The sequence below is a fragment of the Spirosoma spitsbergense DSM 19989 genome (assembly GCF_000374085.1).
Taxonomy (GTDB): Bacteria; Bacteroidota; Bacteroidia; order Cytophagales; family Spirosomataceae; genus Spirosoma; species Spirosoma spitsbergense.
The window spans coordinates 12,672-30,285 of sequence record NZ_KB893563.1; the positions used below are offsets into that span (position 1 = coordinate 12,672).

Consider the following 17,614-nt stretch of genomic DNA (forward strand, 5'->3'; position numbering starts at 1 on the left):
GCTAAATTGTGCGCCATTGCATCACGCTAAACGTCCTGCATCTATTGTCCCTTTTTCTAAACGTCAATCGCTTTCCTGACTGACGGGGTCAGTTGGGTAAAGGGCGTTGCGACTTATGGCGTTTATATAACTTCCTCTTACAATCCATCAGCTATCAATGATTTTTTCACTTTGTTTGCGTAACCGATTGCCTTGATGGAAACTAAAAAGGAAGTTACCATATATGACATTGCCCAAAAACTGGCCCTTTCCTCCTCAACCGTTAGCCGTGGCTTACAGGGCAACCCAACAATAAATTTAAAAACCCGGGAGCGTATTCAGGAAGCCGCGCGTGAACTGGGCTACCGGCACAATACGTTTGCGAGCAGCCTGCGCAAACAAAAAACGAATACAATTGGGGTCATTATTCATGAACTAAGCAGTAGTTTTATAACGTCTGTACTGGCTGGTATTGAGAAAGTGACGTCCGAAACCGGCTACGATATTCTTATTGCGCACTCATCGGAAAGCTTCGAGAAAGAAGCGGCCAATGCGCTCAACCTTTTTCACAAACGGGTAGACGGTCTGATTGCGTCTTTATCCCTTCAGACGAAAGGGCTGGATCATTTTAAGCAATTCGAAGAAAAGGGTATTCCCGTTGTATACTTTGACCGGGTAGAAGAAAAATCAGACAGCGTGAAAGTAGTAATTGACAACTACCGGAGTGGCTACCAGGCGACCCAGCATCTGATTGATCAGGGGTGTGAACGAATCGTATTAGTGACAGCCAATTTACAGCGAAATGTGTATGACCAACGCCACAAAGGCTACAAAGATGCCCTTTTCGACAATGGAATACCTTTTAACAGTAAGTACGTACTGATCAAAGATTTGAGCGAACAATGCGGGATAGAAGCAGCCTTACAAATAATAAAGATGAGACCCATGCCCGACGGCGCCTTCTTCACCAATGACTTTTCGGCCGCCGTTTGCATGAAAACCCTGAAAGAACACGGTCTGCGTATTCCGGAGGATATTGCCATTGTGGGGTTTAATAACGACACTATCGGAAAAATTATTGAGCCTCAACTTACCACTATAAACTATCCTGGTAGCGAAATGGGCGAAGTGGCAGCGCGTCATTTAACCAATCACCTGCGGGGTCTTTCAACGCTTGATAACACAAGTACCATTGTTATCCAGTCCGATCTCATTATCCGGAAGTCATCGCTCAAAAAAGCGACCTGACCGGGCCATGAACAACGGGCATGAGAACCACTGGCCCGACAGGATGGCGATACGCTGTATACGCTGAGCGTAGCTAGTCCGCAATCAATTCTGACCACGCTCAGTCAGAGAAGCAAACAATCCCATATCAGCAAAAAATCTATTGATTCCCTTCGTGGGTAACCTCCGGAGTGATAATGACCAGCGAATGTTAGATCAATACACACAGCAACAACCTTACCTACTGGCCCTAGATTCTATCATATTCGGTTTCGATGGCGAGATGTTAAAAGTCCTGCTCGTTAAACGGGGGGTGGAAGAACGAACCTGGTCGCTGATGGGGGGATGGCTTCGGCCCGATGAAGGGCTGGAACAGGCGGCCGCCCGAATCCTGTTTGACCTGACGGGCCTGACCAATGTGTATCTGGAGCAGTTATACACGTTTGGCGACCCCTACCGCGACCCCATCATTCGAACCATATCGGTAGCCTATTTCTCCCTGGTCCGAATCGCCGATTACGAAACGAAAATTTCGGGCGAGTTTCAGGCCTGCTGGTTTTCAATCTACGATTTACCTACGCTGTTGTTCGATCACGGTGATATGGTCGAGCTGGCCATTAAACGGCTGCGCTATAAAGCCGCCCAGCATCCCATCGGGCTGGAACTGCTACCCGACAAATTTACCATTCCCCAGCTCAAGAAGCTGTACGACGCCGTTTACAATACCGAATTCGACAAGCGAAATTTTAGCCGCAAGATTCTTTCCACTAATCTGCTCATCAAACTGGATGAGAAGCAGAAAGGCTTTTCCCGGCGGGGCGCTTTTTTCTATCAGGTCGACCGAGTCAAATATCAGGCGATAACCAATTCCTTCCTGAACTTCATTCCCAATTCAGAACTTGGTCTTTAGTCGGGTAATCGACACTTCCCGTCCTGTATCGATCTAATCGATACAGGGAGATACTAAAAATTTCGACAAAAAGATAAGTGTCATATTGACATTAAGAAAAATAAGTACCACTTTTACATTAATTATTTAAGTGTCAATAATACACTATTAAATAAATTTAGTATTCGCCGATGCTTTCTGTGCTGTATTCTTCCATAGAAAACTCATCTGGTTATCTCAGAAACCGGTTTTACTGCGTCTGGATAGCACAGAAGGTGACCACCATTAACTAGTCAAAACCAGAGTGGCTACTTACTTACTAGGATACGATATTGGCAGTTCGTCTGTGAAAGCTGCCTTAGTTGATGCGCAGACGGGGCGGTTAGTGGCGTCAGCGTCAAGTCCGGACCAGGAAATGAAAATCCTGTCGTCGCAGCCTGATTGGGGTGAGCAAAACCCCGACGACTGGTGGCAGGAGTTAATCCAGGCAACCGGGCGATTAAAGAAGCTACATCCCTTTGAGGGAGCAGAAGTTCTTGCCATCGGAATTGCCTACCAGATGCACGGCCTGGTAGCCGTTGATAAGGAGTTTAACGTGCTTCGTCCCGCCATCATCTGGTGCGACAGCCGGGCAGTATCGATTGGCCAGCAGGCTCTTCGTGAGTTAGGGGAAACGTATTGCTTAGGTCATTTGCTCAATTCGCCGGGTAATTTCACGGCTTCCAAATTAAAATGGGTAAAGGAGCACGAACCCGCCGTGTACGAGAAGATTCATAAGATAATGCTCCCCGGCGACTACATTGCCCTGCGCCTGACGGGCGAAGCACAAACCACCGTTTCGGGGTTGTCGGAGGGAATACTATGGGATTTCAGGGAGAATAAAGTTGCGCAGGAACTGCTCGACTATTATGGTATTGATGCTTCCCTGCTTCCGACTATTGTGCCCACGTTCGGCTTTCAGGCGGGCGTGAGTGCCCAGGCAGCCGGGTTGCTGGGTCTTAAGCCGGGTACACCGGTTAGCTACCGGGCGGGGGATCAACCCAATAATGCGTTTTCGCTGAACGTGCTGCGGGCGGGCGAAGTAGCGGCAACCGCCGGGACGTCCGGCGTCATCTACGGAATCACCCAGGAAGCCTCGTCGGATCGGGAGGGGCGTATAAATACCTTCGTTCACGTAAACAGTCAGCCTCAAGATGTGCATCTGGGTGTTCTGGCCTGTGTGAACGGAACCGGCATTCTAAACAGCTGGCTGCGTCGTCTGGTTGGTAATCTCCCGTACGAGACACTAAACCAGTTGGCTTCCCAGGCGCCTATCGGTGCTGATAACCTGCTGTTCTATCCGTTTGGAAATGGGGCCGAACGGATTCTGGGGAACGCCAATCCCGGCGCCAATCTAAAAAATCTGAGCCTGACAACCCACAACATTGAGCACGTAATCCGGGCAGCACAGGAAGGGATCGTTTTCGCGCTGATGATGGGCTTGCAGATTATGCAATCAGTGGGCGTGTCGGCCCGGGTTGTCCGCGCGGGACAGGCCAATATGTTCCTGAGCCCCGTATTCCGGGAAGCGTTCGTAAACACCACCGGGGCTACCCTGGAACTGTACAATACCGACGGCGCACAGGGGGCAGCTCGTGGTGCGGGTATTGGCGCGGGGATTTATACTTCTTTTGATGAGGCCTTTACGTCGCTGGAGCGGGTTGGCCTGACCGAGCCGGAACCGGGTCTGCAAGCCGCTTATGCCGAAGCCTTCGACCGGTGGCAGTCACACATACAATTAACCGAATTAACCAACGCATAAAACAAGTCAGTTCATGTCAGCAATCACGTTAGGCGATCAGGAATACTTCAAAGGTATTGGCGCTATTGGGTACGAAGGTCCAAAATCTAAAAATCCATTAGCCTTCAAATGGTACAACCCCGATCTGGAAGTGGGCGGTAAAACCCTGCGGGAACAGCTCCGCTTTGCCATCAGCTACTGGCACACCTTCTGCGGAACAGGCGGTGACCCGTTCGGCCCCGGGACCCGCGTTTTTGCCTGGGACCAGGATAAGGACGCCAACGTTCGGGCCCGCATGAAGATGGATGCCGCCTTTGAATTTATCACCAAGATGGGCGCACCGTACTACTGTTTTCACGACATAGATCTAGTAGATGAAGGCCCGTCGGCTGGTGACTACGAAAAGCGGTTACAGACCATTGTCGAATACGGCCAGCAGAAGCAGAAAGAAAGCGGAGTAAAACTACTGTGGGGCACGGCCAACGTATTTTCGAACCCACGCTACATGAACGGAGCCTCGACCAATCCCGATTTCTCTGTGCTGGCCTACGCTGGTACACAAGTGAAAAACGCCATCGATGCCACCATTGCGCTGGGTGGTGAGAACTACGTTTTCTGGGGTGGTCGGGAAGGCTACATGTCGCTGCTCAATACCAGCATGCAGCGCGAAGTAGAGCACCTGGCCCGGTTTCTGACGATGGCCCGCGACTACGCCCGTAAGCAGGGATTCACCGGAACGTTCTTCATCGAACCAAAACCGATGGAGCCTACCAAACACCAGTACGATTACGACGCAGCAACGGTCATTGGCTTTCTGCGGCAATACGGGCTGGATAAGGATTTTCAACTAAACATTGAAGTCAATCACGCCACGCTGGCCGGGCATACCTTCGACCACGAACTACAGGTGGCGGCTGACGCTGGTATGCTGGGTAGCATTGATGCCAACCGGGGTGATAACCAGAACGGCTGGGATACGGACCAGTTCCCCATCAACCTGTACGAACTTATCGAAGCCGCCCTGGTCATTCATCAGGCCGGGGGTATTAAACCCGGCGGCATCAATTTCGATGCGAAAGTACGCCGGAACTCAACGGACCTGGAAGACCTGTTCGTGGCGCACATCAGCGGCATGGACGCCTTTGCCCGCTCGTTCATAGTGGCCGATACGATCCTGAAGGAATCTGATTACCTCAAGTTCCGCGCTGAGCGGTACGCATCCTTTGATAGTGGCCAGGGAAAAGCGTTTGAGGCCGGTAAACTGTCGCTGGAAGACCTGCGTGCCTATACCTTCCAAAATGGTGAACCGCAACTGCGCAGTGGTAAACAGGAGTGGCTCGAAAGTATCATCAATCAGTACATCTAACCTTTTTTGCCAGACCCGTAGTGGTCTGGCAAAATTCTTACGTCACTACAAAAAGTTAAACGCATGAAAACGGACGAGTTAAAAAAAGTAGCGTCTCAGGTACGCCGGGACATTGTCCGGATGGTACATGGTGTGGCATCCGGGCATCCGGGTGGCTCACTGGGCTGTACGGATTTGTTGGTGAGTCTTTATTTTCAGACGATGAACCTGAAAACCGACGACTCTGATTCGGTGGTGTTTGATATGAGTGGCACTGGAGAAGATATGTTCTTCCTGTCTAACGGCCATATCTCGCCGGTACTGTATTCCGTGCTGGCCCGCCGGGGCTATTTCCCCGTGAGCGAACTGGCAACCTTCCGCAAACTGGATTCCCGCCTGCAGGGACACCCGGCTACGGCCGAACATTTACCCGGTATCCGAATTGCCTCCGGGTCGCTGGGACAAGGACTTTCGGCTGCGGCCGGGGCTGCCTACGGTAAAAAAATCCGGAAAGACAATCACCGGGTGTATTGCCTGATGGGCGATGGTGAACAGCAGGAGGGTCAGATATGGGAAGCTGCGGCCTTTATTCCCCACCGGAAACTGGATAATCTGATTGCCATCATCGACTTCAACGGTCAGCAGATCGATGGCCCGACGGATGTGGTTCTGAATAACCGCGACCTGGGGGCTAAATACGAAGCCTTTGGCTGGAAGGTATTGCACATGGACGGCAACGACATGGACGACGTAGTAACCACACTGGCCAAGGCCCACGCAGCCGGTGGCAAGGGCGTTCCCGTTTGCATTATCATGAAAACGGAGATGGGGCAGGGCGTTGACTTTATGATGCACACCCACAAATGGCACGGCACGGCTCCCAACAACGAGCAGCTAACCGCTGCGTTGGCTCAACTGGACGAAACCCTCGGCGATTATTAAGGCTCCCCATGAAAACATACACGTTTACCGAAAAGAAAGACACCCGCTCCGGCTTTGGCGCGGGCATGGCCGAACTCGGCAGAACCAATCCAGACGTGGTAGCGCTGTGCGCCGACCTGGTCGCTTCGCTCAAGCTGGATGCATTTATTAAGGAAAACCCCGAGCGGTTCATCCAGTGCGGTATTGCCGAAGCCAACATGATTGGCGTAGCGGCTGGCCTTACCCTGAGCGGTCTGATTCCCTTTGCCACCACATTTGCCAACTTCGGGTCGAGCCGGGTATATGACCAGATTCGGCAGGCAGTGGCCTACTCCGGCAAGAATGTTAAAATCTGCGTATCGCACGCGGGTCTGACGCTGGGCGAAGATGGGGCTACCCACCAGATACTGGAAGATATAGGCATGATGAAGTCCCTGCCGGGAATGACCGTCATCAACCCCTGCGACTTTAACCAGACGAAGGCCGCTACCATCGCCATTGCCGATTATGAAGGTCCGGTTTATCTGCGGTTCGGTCGCCCGGTAGTGCCCAACTTCACCCCTGCAGACCAAGTCTTCGAGATTGGTAAAGCGGTTGTGCTGAACGAAGGGCCGGACGTTTCTATATTTGCTACGGGCCACCTGGTTTGGCAGGCACTGGAAGCGGGTAAACTATTGGCCGAGCAGGGTATCGAAGCCGAAATTATCAACATCCACACCATTAAGCCGCTGGATAAGGAAGCGATTCTGCAATCCGTTCGCAAGACGGGCTGTGCCGTAACCGCCGAAGAGCATCAGATGAATGGTGGCCTGGGCGACAGTGTGGCGCAGGTATTATCCTTGAATTACCCGGCCCCACTGGACATGGTAGCCGTCAACGATTCGTTTGGTGAAAGTGGTACGCCCGAACAACTCATGGAAAAATACGGCCTGACAGCGGCTTCAATTGTAGCCAAGGTGTTGTCCGTCATTCAGCGAAAAAATAAGTAGTACACCCATACAGTCAACGCTTCGGTGCTGGTTAATCAACGCCGGAGCGTTGACGAAAACCCTAAACAGGATGAACAGAAAATTGCGAATGGGCATGATTGGCGGGGGGAAAGATGCGTTCATTGGCGCCATCCACCGCCATGCCGCTAACCTGGACAGTACCATCGAACTGGTGTGCGGTGCCCTCAGCATCAACCCGGACGTTGCGCTGGCCAGTGCCCAGTCTTTGTTTTTACCCGCCGAGCGGAGCTACCTGACCTATCAGGACATGCTGGAGAAAGAGAGTCAATTGCCCGCTGAGCAGCGAATGGACTTCGTAACCATCGTTACGCCGAACTTCGCTCACTTCGCCCCGGCCATGCTCGCGCTGGAAAAAGGCTTTCACGTAGTGATTGAAAAACCAATCACCTTCACCATCGACGAAGCCAGACAACTGAAACAGAAGGTGGAAGAAACCGGACTGCTGTTACTACTCACGCATACCTACTCGGGTTACCCAATGGTTAAGCAGGCGCGTCAGATGATTCAGGCCGGTGAACTGGGCAAGATTCGGAAGGTATGGGTCGAATACCCGCAGGGATGGCTCAGCCAACTCTCCGAACGGGAAGGCAACGCACAGGCCGCCTGGCGTACCGACCCGACGAAATCCGGCAAAAGCGGCTGCATGGGCGATATTGGCACCCACGCGGCTCACCTGGCAGAGTACGTTTCCGGTCTAAAAATTACGGACCTGTGCGCGCACCTGTCCATCATGGTGGAAGGCCGCGCGCTGGATGATGATGGTAACGTACTGCTCAAGTTTGAAGAGGGAGCAACCGGTGTACTGATGGCTTCTCAGGTGGCTGCCGGCGAAGAAAATGCCCTGAAAATCCGGGTATACGGCGAAAAAGGGGGCATCGAATGGGCGCAGCAGGAACCGAATACGTTACTCGTAAAATGGCAGGGTAAACCAACCCAGATTTACCGGGCCGGTACGGGATACGGCAACTACCTGTCCTCCTACGCAATACAAAGCAGTCGCACACCGGGCGGGCATCCGGAAGGGTATCTGGAAGCGTTCGGGAATCTGTACCGAAATTTTTCTCAGGTACTGGCCGCACGCATCGACGGCACGACGCCTTCGGAAGAAGCACTGGACTATCCTTCAGTAAACGAAGGAATTCGGGGAATGGCATTTATTGACAACGTCATAAAAAGTCACCAGAGCAGTGAGAAATGGACTCCCTTTGATGTATAAAGCAGGATAGAATCCCCAACGGGGCATTCACTAAAGGAACAAAGGGGTTAAATGATTTTGTGGCGTCGTTCACGGTCATTTAACCCTTTTTCGGGCCTACACGCAGGCGCGTAAACGTACAAATATCCCTCCCCTGTTTAGTAACGTTACGGTATCCGGCAGCTGGCTACACATAGGGAGGAAATCCATTTTGCCACGTCTTTAGACAAATGAGCTAATAGTAAACAGGCAGTCAGTAGTAGTTAAATTAAATTTATTTATTATAACTATATCATTGTAAAATTGTATTCTTTATCCGAAATTCACGCACGATAATTAATAGATTTAGTCCGTCTAACAAATATCTAATCAACAACCCATTACGCGCTTATCCTACATAACCAACTGACGTAGAGCACAATAAAATGACCGTGCTCTTTTTTTAGACCTCAAATGGTGTCAGAAAGACACTATTGATAACAGGTAGACTCAATTCGGAAGCCATGCAAATCCAGAATTAATGTTCCATAGTGTGGAGATTAGTAACAAAAATGAGTGAAATATTGGGCTTTATTGGCCACTAATGGATAGCAAAGAGTCTACATCGTAGGAGACAGTGAAAAAGATTAAGGAGAGTAGTGTGCTTATAAGACGTAGAGATTGATACAATGAAAACAGTAAAAAGAACCGTTTCTCTGGCAGCCACTTTATGTAGCCTGATTCTGATCAGTGCCCAAATCAAACCGGTTGTTCCGGCAGCCGATCCAACCCTGCGGGATGCCTACAAAAATTACTTTCCTGTTGGCGTAGCGGTAGCCCCCCGTAACCTCACAGGACCGGAAGCGGAGTTAATTATCCGGCAGTTTAGCAGCGTTACGCCCGAAAACGCCATGAAAATGGGGCCTATCCATCCGCAGGAAAATAAATACTTCTGGCAGGATGCCGATGCCATCGTTGACTTCGCCGGTAAAAATGGACTTAAAGTGAGAGGCCATACACTTTGCTGGCATAATCAAACGCCGGGATGGTTTTTTACCGATTCGCTGGGTAGTCAGGTGAGTCGGGAGGTACTGCTTGGGCGACTTAAACGGCACATTACCGACGTAGTAAGCCGCTACAAAGGCAAGGTGTACGCCTGGGATGTAGTTAATGAAGCGGTACCCGATACCGGAACCGACACCTATCGTCAATCCAAATTCTACTCGATCCTGGGAGAGGAATACATCGAGAAAGCGTTCGAGTACGCTCACGCGGCCGACCCGAATGCCGTACTTTTTTACAACGACTATAATACCGAAAACCCGGCCAAACAGGATAAAATCTATCAGTTACTCAAAAAGCTGAAAGAAAAAAAGGTGCCCATCAATGGGGTGGGTTTGCAGGGGCACTGGTCTATCTATGAGCCAACCGCTAAAGAAGTAGACAACTCCATCAATCGATTCGCCAGCCTTGGACTTGTCGTGCAGATTACGGAACTGGACCTATCCGTCTATCCGAAGGAACACGTACGACGCCAGAGAAGAGACACAGATAAGTCTGAATTTACCTTAGATATGACTGATAAACAGGCTGCCCAGTACAAAATGCTGTTTGAGCAATTCCGGAAGCACAAAGGGAAAGTGACGGGCGTAACCTTCTGGAATGTTTCAGACAAATCGACCTGGCTTGATAATTTCCCCGTTCCCGGTCGTAAAGACCATCCCCTACTGTTCGACCAGAATTACCAGCCCAAGAAAGCCTTTTGGGGGGTGGTTAACTACTAATCATCAGGCGGTGTGAATACACAGGGTATGCATGAGTCGTTATCCCCTGCCTTTTTCTTAATCGCCCCATAAATCCACAGACCTCATGACTACCCAGGACCAGATTTTATGGCAGTTATATCGTGAGGGCGATAAGCAGGCACTTGGCCACCTGGTCGAACGCTACTATCGTGCGCTGAAACATTACGGCCTAAAATTTATGGTCGATGAGTCAGTAGTGGAAGACTGCCTACAGGAGTTATTTTTACAGTTATGGCAAAATCGCGCCCAGATAAATGCTACCGTTTCCGTAAAGCATTATCTGTTCAAGGCACTGAGACACCATATCCTCCAGCACCTCCGTTCCCAAAAAAGGATGCCGATTCAGGAACTGGACTGGGACATTTCCATAGCTGACGAAACCGATTCCGAAACCCTGTTTATCCAACAGGAATCGCTCATCCAGCTTACCCATGCCCTGCAGGCCCAACTGGATTCATTGCCAGCCCGTGAGCGGGAGGCTTTGTACCTGCGCTATTACGGGGATTTATCCATTCCAGAGATAGCGGAGGTCATGAACGTAAACCGCCAGTCGGTGTCTAACTTTCTTCAAAAAGCGATTACCAAACTCAGGAAGAGCAGGCTTTCTCCCATCCTTTTCACGATTTGCATTATTTGCAAAAATATTTTCCTTTAAAGAGGGTATTGCCAGGCCGGTTCTTCATACTATCATTGAATATAGTAGAAAAGTACCAATGAACCTGCTGCCCGAAAACGTTACAAGTGTTGAAGACTTCATAGGCAATGCCGCTTTCCGGTCCTGGATAACGGAAAGGCGTACCGAAGACAGGCTGGTATGGAATCAATGGTTGGCACAAAATCCCGAAAAGAGGGAGCTATACGAGCAGGCAGTAGCCACGTTTCTCCTGATTCAGGGCGAAAAGGTCAACCTGTCCGATCAACAGGTTACTGACAGAATAGCGAACATACTGGATCGATTACCCGATGCATACATCGTCCGCAAACCATTTATTAACTGGCAGTGGGGCCGTTGGGCTGCTGCCGCTGCGGTCATTGCCTTGGTGCTCTGGTGGCAGTCCGGCAACCTTACCCTTGCTCCCTTTACCAAAACAGACGGGCAGACAGCACAAATCCTGCCTGAAGCAGAATGGACCCTTGTCCGGAATGTGACGGGGCAGGCGCTGGTCGTTCTCCTACCCGATAACTCGTCGGTATTACTATCCACCAATAGCCAGCTCCGGTTTCGTAAACGGGCCAATCACGCACTGCGTGAGGTATTTCTACAGGGCGACGGCTTTTTTGAAGTGACAAAAGACCCCGCCAAACCCTTTATCGTTTATACGGCCAGTTTAACGACAAAGGTACTGGGAACCAGCTTCCAGGTACATTCTTTCGAACAGGAGAAAATGGCCTACGTAAAAGTAAAAACGGGTAAAGTAACCGTTACACCCGTCAACGCCCCGGACAAACCGGTCATGCTCAAAGTAAACGAAGAATTGAAACTTGGGTCTGCAGCGGGGCAGGCGGTAAAGAGCGCGAATTTTTTGTCGGATGAAAACCCGTCCGCTATCATTGCCCGGAAATTTATATTCAATTACACGGCCGTTCCGGAAATTTTCAGCCAGCTCGAAGCGAGCTACCACATGCCCATTCGCTACGACCGCTCGCTACTTAGCCACTGCACATTCACCGGAAAGCTGGATGATATACCTTTTCTCGAAAAGATTCAACTTATCTGCCTGGCCATTGAATCAACGTATGAAATTATCGACAATCAGGTGGTCATCCACAGTCGAGGCTGTAGTTAAAACATACCTACTCTAAACCCCGTAACTATGCTATAACATTCACTTCCAGCAAACAGAAAGCAGGCGATAGTGCTACCAACACTACCGCCTGTAATGACCCAACTGATGTGCTGCTTCTAACACATTCCCCTTCAGGAGAAGGGCAGGGTTTTTATTGACATTTTCACTGTAAGAAAACGACAAACAACGCAAACATATGCACTACCTTTCAATTAACCGCAATGTATGGATCAGGATCATGAAAATCTCGAGCCTGCAAATCATGCTTGCCATTTTCCTGACGAACGTCAACTTTGCCTTCCACAGCAAAGCCCAGGAAATCCTGAACCGGCGCATCAGCATCTCGGCACAAAACCAGGATGTAGAAGTGATTATCAAGCGAATTGAAAAACTCGCCAGCGTTCAGTTCCTGTTTAGCCGGGAAATTATCCAATCCAAACGCAAGGTTACCTATCAGGCCAAAAATGAACAACTATCGCAGGTACTGGCGCAGGTTCTGACGCCCTTAAATCTGAGTTACGAAGTAGTGGGTCAGCAAATCGTGCTGAAAAGGGAGGCAACTACGGCCATTCCGAATCAGCAAACCACCAGTAATGCACAAATGGAAGCGGCCCAGGATCGACAGATTACGGGCCGGGTTATTGGCGAAGATGGACAGGGCATACCTGGGGTAAACATTCAGATAAAATCCACGACGCGTGGCACAACCAGCGATGTGACTGGCAATTACCGGCTCAATGTTCCCGAACAGGCTGGTAACATACTGGTCTTCTCTTACATCGGCTACGTCACCCAGGAGGTACCCATCAGTACGCAGTCAACGATTAATACCACGCTGATCGTCGACAATAAAACCCTCAACGAAGTAGTCGTGGTGGGATATGGTACGCAGAAGAAACGGGATATCACCGGGTCGGTCGTTTCCGTTAGCGAAGAAACACTAAAGGAAGTGCCTGCCCCTAACCTGGTTAACCAGTTGAAAGGCCGTGCTGCCGGGGTTACAGTTGTCAGCAACGGCTCGACACCAGGATCGCAGGGCTCAATTCGTATCCGGGGTAACCGTACGCTAACCAGTGGTCAGGGATCGGCGAGCGATGGCCTCGATGGCCCACTGGTTGTAGTGGATGGTATTCCCTTCGGTGGCCTCAATGATATTAATCCGGATGACATTGCCAGCCTCGAAATTCTGAAAGATGCCTCGGCCACAGCTATTTACGGTTCTCGAGGTGCGGGCGGGGTAATCCTGGTTACCACCAAGCGAGGAAAAATAGGAAAGCCCGTACTGAGCTACGATGGGTACCACGGCATAACCAGTGTTATGGGGAAGTACAACGTGATGAATGGTCCGGAATATGCGCAGTTCAAACAGGATGCCGCCAAGTACAACCGTACGGCTCCCGGAACCACCGCCTACCCGCTTACCGCAAAGGAACAGGAAGCACTGGCCGCCGGTGTTTCTACCGACTGGCAGGGTTTGATTTACAAACCCGGCTTTAACACCAATCACCAGTTGGGTTTGCAGGGTGGGGTCGAAAATACGCAGTACTCCTTCGGGCTTGGTTATTTCAATGAAACGGGTATTATCCCCAGCCAGAAATTCGAACGGTATACTATACGGGCCACTATCGATCAGCGGTTTGGCAAAAACATCAAGGTTGGTTTGAACACCATTAACACCCTGACCTACCAGAACACGCCCGGTGGCGGTGGTATACCGGGTGGTTTGGTTCGGTTAACGCCACTGGCTTCTCCGTATAGTGCCGACGGCTCCGTAAACCTGTTTCCATCGGAAGGCTCAATCGATGCGGCCGGGATAAGCCCCCTGACAATCATCACCAAAAAAGATTCGTATCTGGGACGCACGCGGTCTATACGGACGTTCAACAGTCTGTATGCGGAGGTGAATATCCTGCCCGGCCTGCGATACCGGTTCAATGCCGGTTTGAACTTCAGCCAGTCGAACTACAATGGGTATGGTGGTCCGCTCACCTACTTTAATCAGGCTACGGTTCAGTCGTCGTCCAATGCCGAGATCAGTAATACGGAGTATTGGGACATCAACCTTCAGCACCTGCTGTATTATGACAAAGTCGTCGGCAAGCACAAAATAGGGTTCACCGGATTGTATGAAGTCACACAAAACCACTCGCTGGGAAGCCGGTTTACGGTAACCGGAGTGCCCGCCGACTACATCAAAACGTCCAACTTCTCGCTGGCATCTGGTACGCCCCTGGCCAACTCGGATTTTGGCAACTCGTTTGCCGAAACCGGCTTGCTGTCTTACATGGGTCGGGTCAATTACAGCTTCAATGACCGTTACCTGCTAACGTTAACGCTGCGCCGGGATGGTTCGTCCACGTTGTCACCACAAAACCGATACTTTAACTACCCTGCCGTAGGTGCTGGCTGGAATATTATCGATGAGCCATTCATGAAAAGTATTCCTGCCATATCGAACCTGAAACTGAGAGGTGGCTGGGGTATCTCCGGAAACAGAAACGTAGGAGCCTACTCTACCCTGGGTGCTTTATCGGCAGGTTATTACAATTTCGGACTTGGCACCGCCGGTCAGCAACTGGCCTACACCGTTACCAGCCTGCCTGCTTCCGACCTTGGCTGGCAGTCAACGTCACAAGTTGATATCGGGGTTGATTTTGGTTTCCTGAATAACCGCATCACGGGTACGGTCGACTGGTATTTACAGAAAACCAAAGATATTCTGTTGTCTGTTCCGCTGCCCCCCAGCAATGGTGCCGGTTCGACGCTGAAGAACCTGGGAAAAACAGAAGGCCGGGGCCTTGAAACATCGCTGACGTTTGATATTTTCAGAAAGCCCGGTGGATTCAACTGGAGTGCCGACCTGATTTATTTCTTTAACCGGGAAAAAATCACCCAGCTCACAACCCCAACCGAACAGTCGAACGTGGGAGCTGGCTGGTTTGTTGGACAACCCCTTTCGGTCATCTACGACTACAACAAGATTGGTATCTGGCAAACATCCGATCAGCCGGACATAACCCGGCAAACCTCGCCACTGCAATTTCCCGAACAAATCAGAGTTCAGGATGTCAACGGCGATAATAAAATTGACCCGGCCGACCGGCAGATACTGGGCAATTTCCAGCCCAATTGGGAAGGAGGCCTTACCAACCGGTTTACGTTCAAAAACTTCGATGCCTCTATCGTAACCTTCGCCCGGATGGGGATGAAAGTCGTTGTTCCTTACCTGACGGGTAACTCGACTGGTTCGGGCGGGTTCGCGTTCTTCAACCAGGGCCGGGTAAACCAGGTGAAAACAGACTACTGGACCGATTCCAACCCAACCAACGCTTTCCCGGCACCGGATGCCGGTGGCGCTGTTCAATGGTTCGGATCGACCCTGGGCTATTATGACGGTTCGTTCGTCAAAATAAGAAGCATCAACCTGGGCTACACCTTTACCAGCCAGTTGCTCAAGAAAGTGGGTGCCAGCTCGGCCCGGCTCTATTTCAATGCAACTAACCCGCTCATCCTGTATTCGCCGTTGGTAAGCCAGAATCTGGCTGTTGACCCAGAAGGAAACAGCTATGCCAGTGGTCAGTCGACGCTTAATGACCAGTCGGGAAACCGGGCAACCCCTGAGCGCCAAATCGCCGTAAACCTCAACAACCCGCCTATCCGGCAATTCACATTCGGCGTAAATCTCAAATTCTAATTTCCGACATGAAAACGAAAACGATAAAAATTAGTCTGGTTCTCTGTCTGACCGCTTTTCTTAACTCCGGTTGCGAGAAGATTCTGGAAGAGAACCCACAGTCTCAGATTGTCCCTTCCTATTTCAACAGCCCCTCGGGTGTACTGGGTGGTATTGCCGGGGTGTATAACGACATCCGGGGGCAGTGGGGTACCGAAGGATTTACCGTTGAAATGCAGGCGGGCACCGATGATTTTTTGCAGGGTGCCAGCTCGGGCGGAGGACCTGCCTACACCTACAACGGCCTCAATGGCAGTAACTTCGGCTCGGCATGGGGCGTAGCCTTCCAGGACATCAACACCCTGAACGGCGTATTGCAATATGGTGCTACGATAGATTTGCCGGAAGCGACCCGCAAGCAGTACCTGGCTCAGGCCAAGTTCCTGCGCGGATTCTGGTACTTCTATCTAGTGCAGACCTGGGGCGATGTACCGCTAAGTACGACGTTCATTACGGTACCGTCTCAGGCAGCATCGCGGCAGCCGGTAGCGCAGGTGTATGAGCAGATTATCAAGGACCTGACCGAAGCAGCGGCCGACCTGCCCAGTACCCCAACGGCTCCATTCCTGGGTAAAGCCGCCACCAAACCCGTAGCGCAACTGCTGCTGGCCAAAGCCTACCTGACTCGTGGCTGGCTCAACAACACGGCTGCTGATTTCACGCAGGCGGCTACTATCTGTAGTGATATCATTGCTAACAAAGGGACGTACGGACTGGATTTGTGGACCGATTACGGCGATGCGTTTGTGCCCGCCAACGACTACGGTAAAGAGAGCATGTTTGTGAGCGATCACGTACTCGATCCCAAGTTTGGTTACTACACCGTGGGCGGAGCCGCTGGTGGCGGAGCCGCTCAAAACTTATCACCCTGGTTTACCAACTGGAACTATCCGAACAACAGTGGTATCAACTCATTCGTCAATACAGCCGGTACCTTTGCCAACAGTGGCACGTCGGGTATGATTCGGGACTCGCAGTACGGACGCCCTTACATTCGGATGCGTCCCAACAGCGACAAACAGAAAACGGGCCCTAATGTCGGCAAGAGTTATTTTCTCGATCAGGCATTCACGAATCGAAATGTTGATACACGGTTTGGCAACTCGTTCTACACGGTGTACATTTCCAATACGTCTGTTACCAACACCCCCACAGCCGCCAACAACAAACGGGGTATCGGGTACAGCACGGTGGTGGGAGCCGATACCGCCGTCTGGTTACCTGATTTCGAGGTGCCTGGTGCGCCCCAGTTCGTCGGAACCCGTCCTTTTAAGGGGATTGTGGTACCACCCAGCCTGTGGAATAACGGAATTTTTCCGGCCCTGAAGAAATTCATGGACCCCAGCCGGGGCTCGAACTTCAATGACCCGTCAACGCGGCCTGCTGTGCTGTATCGTTTCTCGGATGTGTACCTGACAGGTGCTGAAGCGTATCTGAAAGCCGGTAATACCACCCAGGCAGCCGCTTTGATCAACGTGGTGCGCCAACGGGCTGCTTTCAAAAAAACGAACACAGCCGCTCAGAATACCGCAGCCGCCACATCCATGAACATCACGCCTGCTGATGTAACAGTCGACTTTATTCTGGATGAGCGTAGCCGCGAGTTATTCGGCGAATGGCAGCGCTGGCACGATTTGGTTCGGACTCGTTCGCTGGTACGTCGTGTACAAGCCTGGAACCCCGAAGCAGCAGCTAACATCAAGGATTACCATATGCTGCGTCCAATTCCGCAGAACCAGATCGACCGGGTTACAGACGGGCCTGCCTTTCCACAGAATCCAGGTTATTAAGCCTGTTCGCAGACGCTGAAAATCAAGAAATGGGCAATGACTTCTGTTGGCATTAGTTGACGATGTCGTTGCTCATTTCTCGTTAAAACAGGCTGAGGTGATATTAGTAACAACTGTATCTGCGTGCGACTTTTGTCGATTGACCGCAAGGTTTTCCTTCAGCGTTCGTATGAA

Annotated in this window: 12 protein-coding genes; all 12 read left to right on the plus strand. The window is 51.0% G+C overall.

Features of this window, described 5'->3' with window-relative positions; genetic code table 11:
- Positions 1-195 precede the first annotated feature (195 nt).
- The 12 genes from B157_RS0121500 to B157_RS0121555 all read left to right on the plus strand — a co-directional run bounded on the left by B157_RS0121500 (position 196) and on the right by B157_RS0121555 (position 17,440).
- Positions 196-1,227: a LacI family DNA-binding transcriptional regulator gene (locus B157_RS0121500; protein WP_020605374.1), complete on the plus strand. Its 1,032-nt coding sequence runs from the start codon at positions 196-198 to the stop codon at positions 1,225-1,227.
- Between the two features lie 187 nt (positions 1,228-1,414).
- Positions 1,415-2,116 carry an NUDIX hydrolase gene (locus B157_RS0121505; protein ID WP_026308868.1) on the plus strand — a complete coding sequence of 234 codons (702 nt, stop codon included), beginning with the start codon at positions 1,415-1,417 and terminating at the stop codon, positions 2,114-2,116.
- Between the two features lie 283 nt (positions 2,117-2,399).
- Complete coding sequence (locus tag B157_RS0121510) at positions 2,400-3,896, plus strand: xylulokinase (RefSeq protein ID WP_020605376.1); 1,497 nt, start codon at positions 2,400-2,402, stop codon at positions 3,894-3,896.
- Positions 3,897-3,909: 13 nt separating this feature from the next.
- Positions 3,910-5,241 carry a xylose isomerase gene (xylA, locus tag B157_RS0121515; protein ID WP_020605377.1) on the plus strand — a complete coding sequence of 444 codons (1,332 nt, stop codon included), beginning with the start codon at positions 3,910-3,912 and terminating at the stop codon, positions 5,239-5,241.
- 33 nt (positions 5,242-5,274) lie between these two features.
- Entirely contained in the window at positions 5,275-6,162 is an 888-nt protein-coding gene (locus tag B157_RS0121520; protein WP_281168498.1) for a transketolase, read from the plus strand.
- Positions 6,163-6,170: 8 nt separating this feature from the next.
- A complete protein-coding gene (locus tag B157_RS0121525; protein WP_020605379.1) occupies positions 6,171-7,130 on the plus strand; it encodes a transketolase family protein in 960 nt (319 codons plus the stop codon).
- 88 nt (positions 7,131-7,218) lie between these two features.
- On the plus strand, positions 7,219-8,367 hold the full coding sequence (locus B157_RS0121530; RefSeq protein ID WP_020605380.1) for a Gfo/Idh/MocA family protein: 1,149 nt from the start codon (positions 7,219-7,221) through the stop codon (positions 8,365-8,367).
- Between the two features lie 647 nt (positions 8,368-9,014).
- A complete protein-coding gene (locus tag B157_RS0121535; protein ID WP_020605381.1) occupies positions 9,015-10,109 on the plus strand; it encodes an endo-1,4-beta-xylanase in 1,095 nt (364 codons plus the stop codon).
- An 85-nt stretch (positions 10,110-10,194) separates the two neighbouring features.
- A complete protein-coding gene (locus B157_RS0121540) occupies positions 10,195-10,785 on the plus strand; it encodes an RNA polymerase sigma factor (RefSeq protein WP_020605382.1) in 591 nt (196 codons plus the stop codon).
- A 58-nt stretch (positions 10,786-10,843) separates the two neighbouring features.
- Positions 10,844-11,917 carry a FecR family protein gene (locus B157_RS0121545; protein WP_020605383.1) on the plus strand — a complete coding sequence of 358 codons (1,074 nt, stop codon included), beginning with the start codon at positions 10,844-10,846 and terminating at the stop codon, positions 11,915-11,917.
- A gap of 238 nt (positions 11,918-12,155) precedes the next feature.
- A complete protein-coding gene (locus B157_RS0121550) occupies positions 12,156-15,611 on the plus strand; it encodes a TonB-dependent receptor (RefSeq protein WP_020605384.1) in 3,456 nt (1,151 codons plus the stop codon).
- A gap of 8 nt (positions 15,612-15,619) precedes the next feature.
- On the plus strand, positions 15,620-17,440 hold the full coding sequence (locus B157_RS0121555; RefSeq protein WP_020605385.1) for a RagB/SusD family nutrient uptake outer membrane protein: 1,821 nt from the start codon (positions 15,620-15,622) through the stop codon (positions 17,438-17,440).
- Positions 17,441-17,614 lie beyond the last annotated feature (174 nt).

What these genes read in the sequence shown, in the direction of transcription:
- B157_RS0121500 (WP_020605374.1), top strand. Translation starts at nt 196, where the DNA reads ATGGAAACTAAAAAGGAAGTTACCATATATGACATTGCCCAAAAACTG.
- B157_RS0121505 (WP_026308868.1), top strand. Translation starts at nt 1,415, where the DNA reads ATGTTAGATCAATACACACAGCAACAACCTTACCTACTGGCCCTAGAT.
- xylA (WP_020605377.1), top strand. Translation starts at nt 3,910, where the DNA reads ATGTCAGCAATCACGTTAGGCGATCAGGAATACTTCAAAGGTATTGGC.
- B157_RS0121525 (WP_020605379.1), top strand. Translation starts at nt 6,171, where the DNA reads ATGAAAACATACACGTTTACCGAAAAGAAAGACACCCGCTCCGGCTTT.
- B157_RS0121530 (WP_020605380.1), top strand. Translation starts at nt 7,219, where the DNA reads ATGGGCATGATTGGCGGGGGGAAAGATGCGTTCATTGGCGCCATCCAC.
- B157_RS0121535 (WP_020605381.1), top strand. Translation starts at nt 9,015, where the DNA reads ATGAAAACAGTAAAAAGAACCGTTTCTCTGGCAGCCACTTTATGTAGC.
- B157_RS0121540 (WP_020605382.1), top strand. Translation starts at nt 10,195, where the DNA reads ATGACTACCCAGGACCAGATTTTATGGCAGTTATATCGTGAGGGCGAT.
- B157_RS0121545 (WP_020605383.1), top strand. Translation starts at nt 10,844, where the DNA reads ATGAACCTGCTGCCCGAAAACGTTACAAGTGTTGAAGACTTCATAGGC.
- B157_RS0121550 (WP_020605384.1), top strand. Translation starts at nt 12,156, where the DNA reads ATGAAAATCTCGAGCCTGCAAATCATGCTTGCCATTTTCCTGACGAAC.
- B157_RS0121555 (WP_020605385.1), top strand. Translation starts at nt 15,620, where the DNA reads ATGAAAACGAAAACGATAAAAATTAGTCTGGTTCTCTGTCTGACCGCT.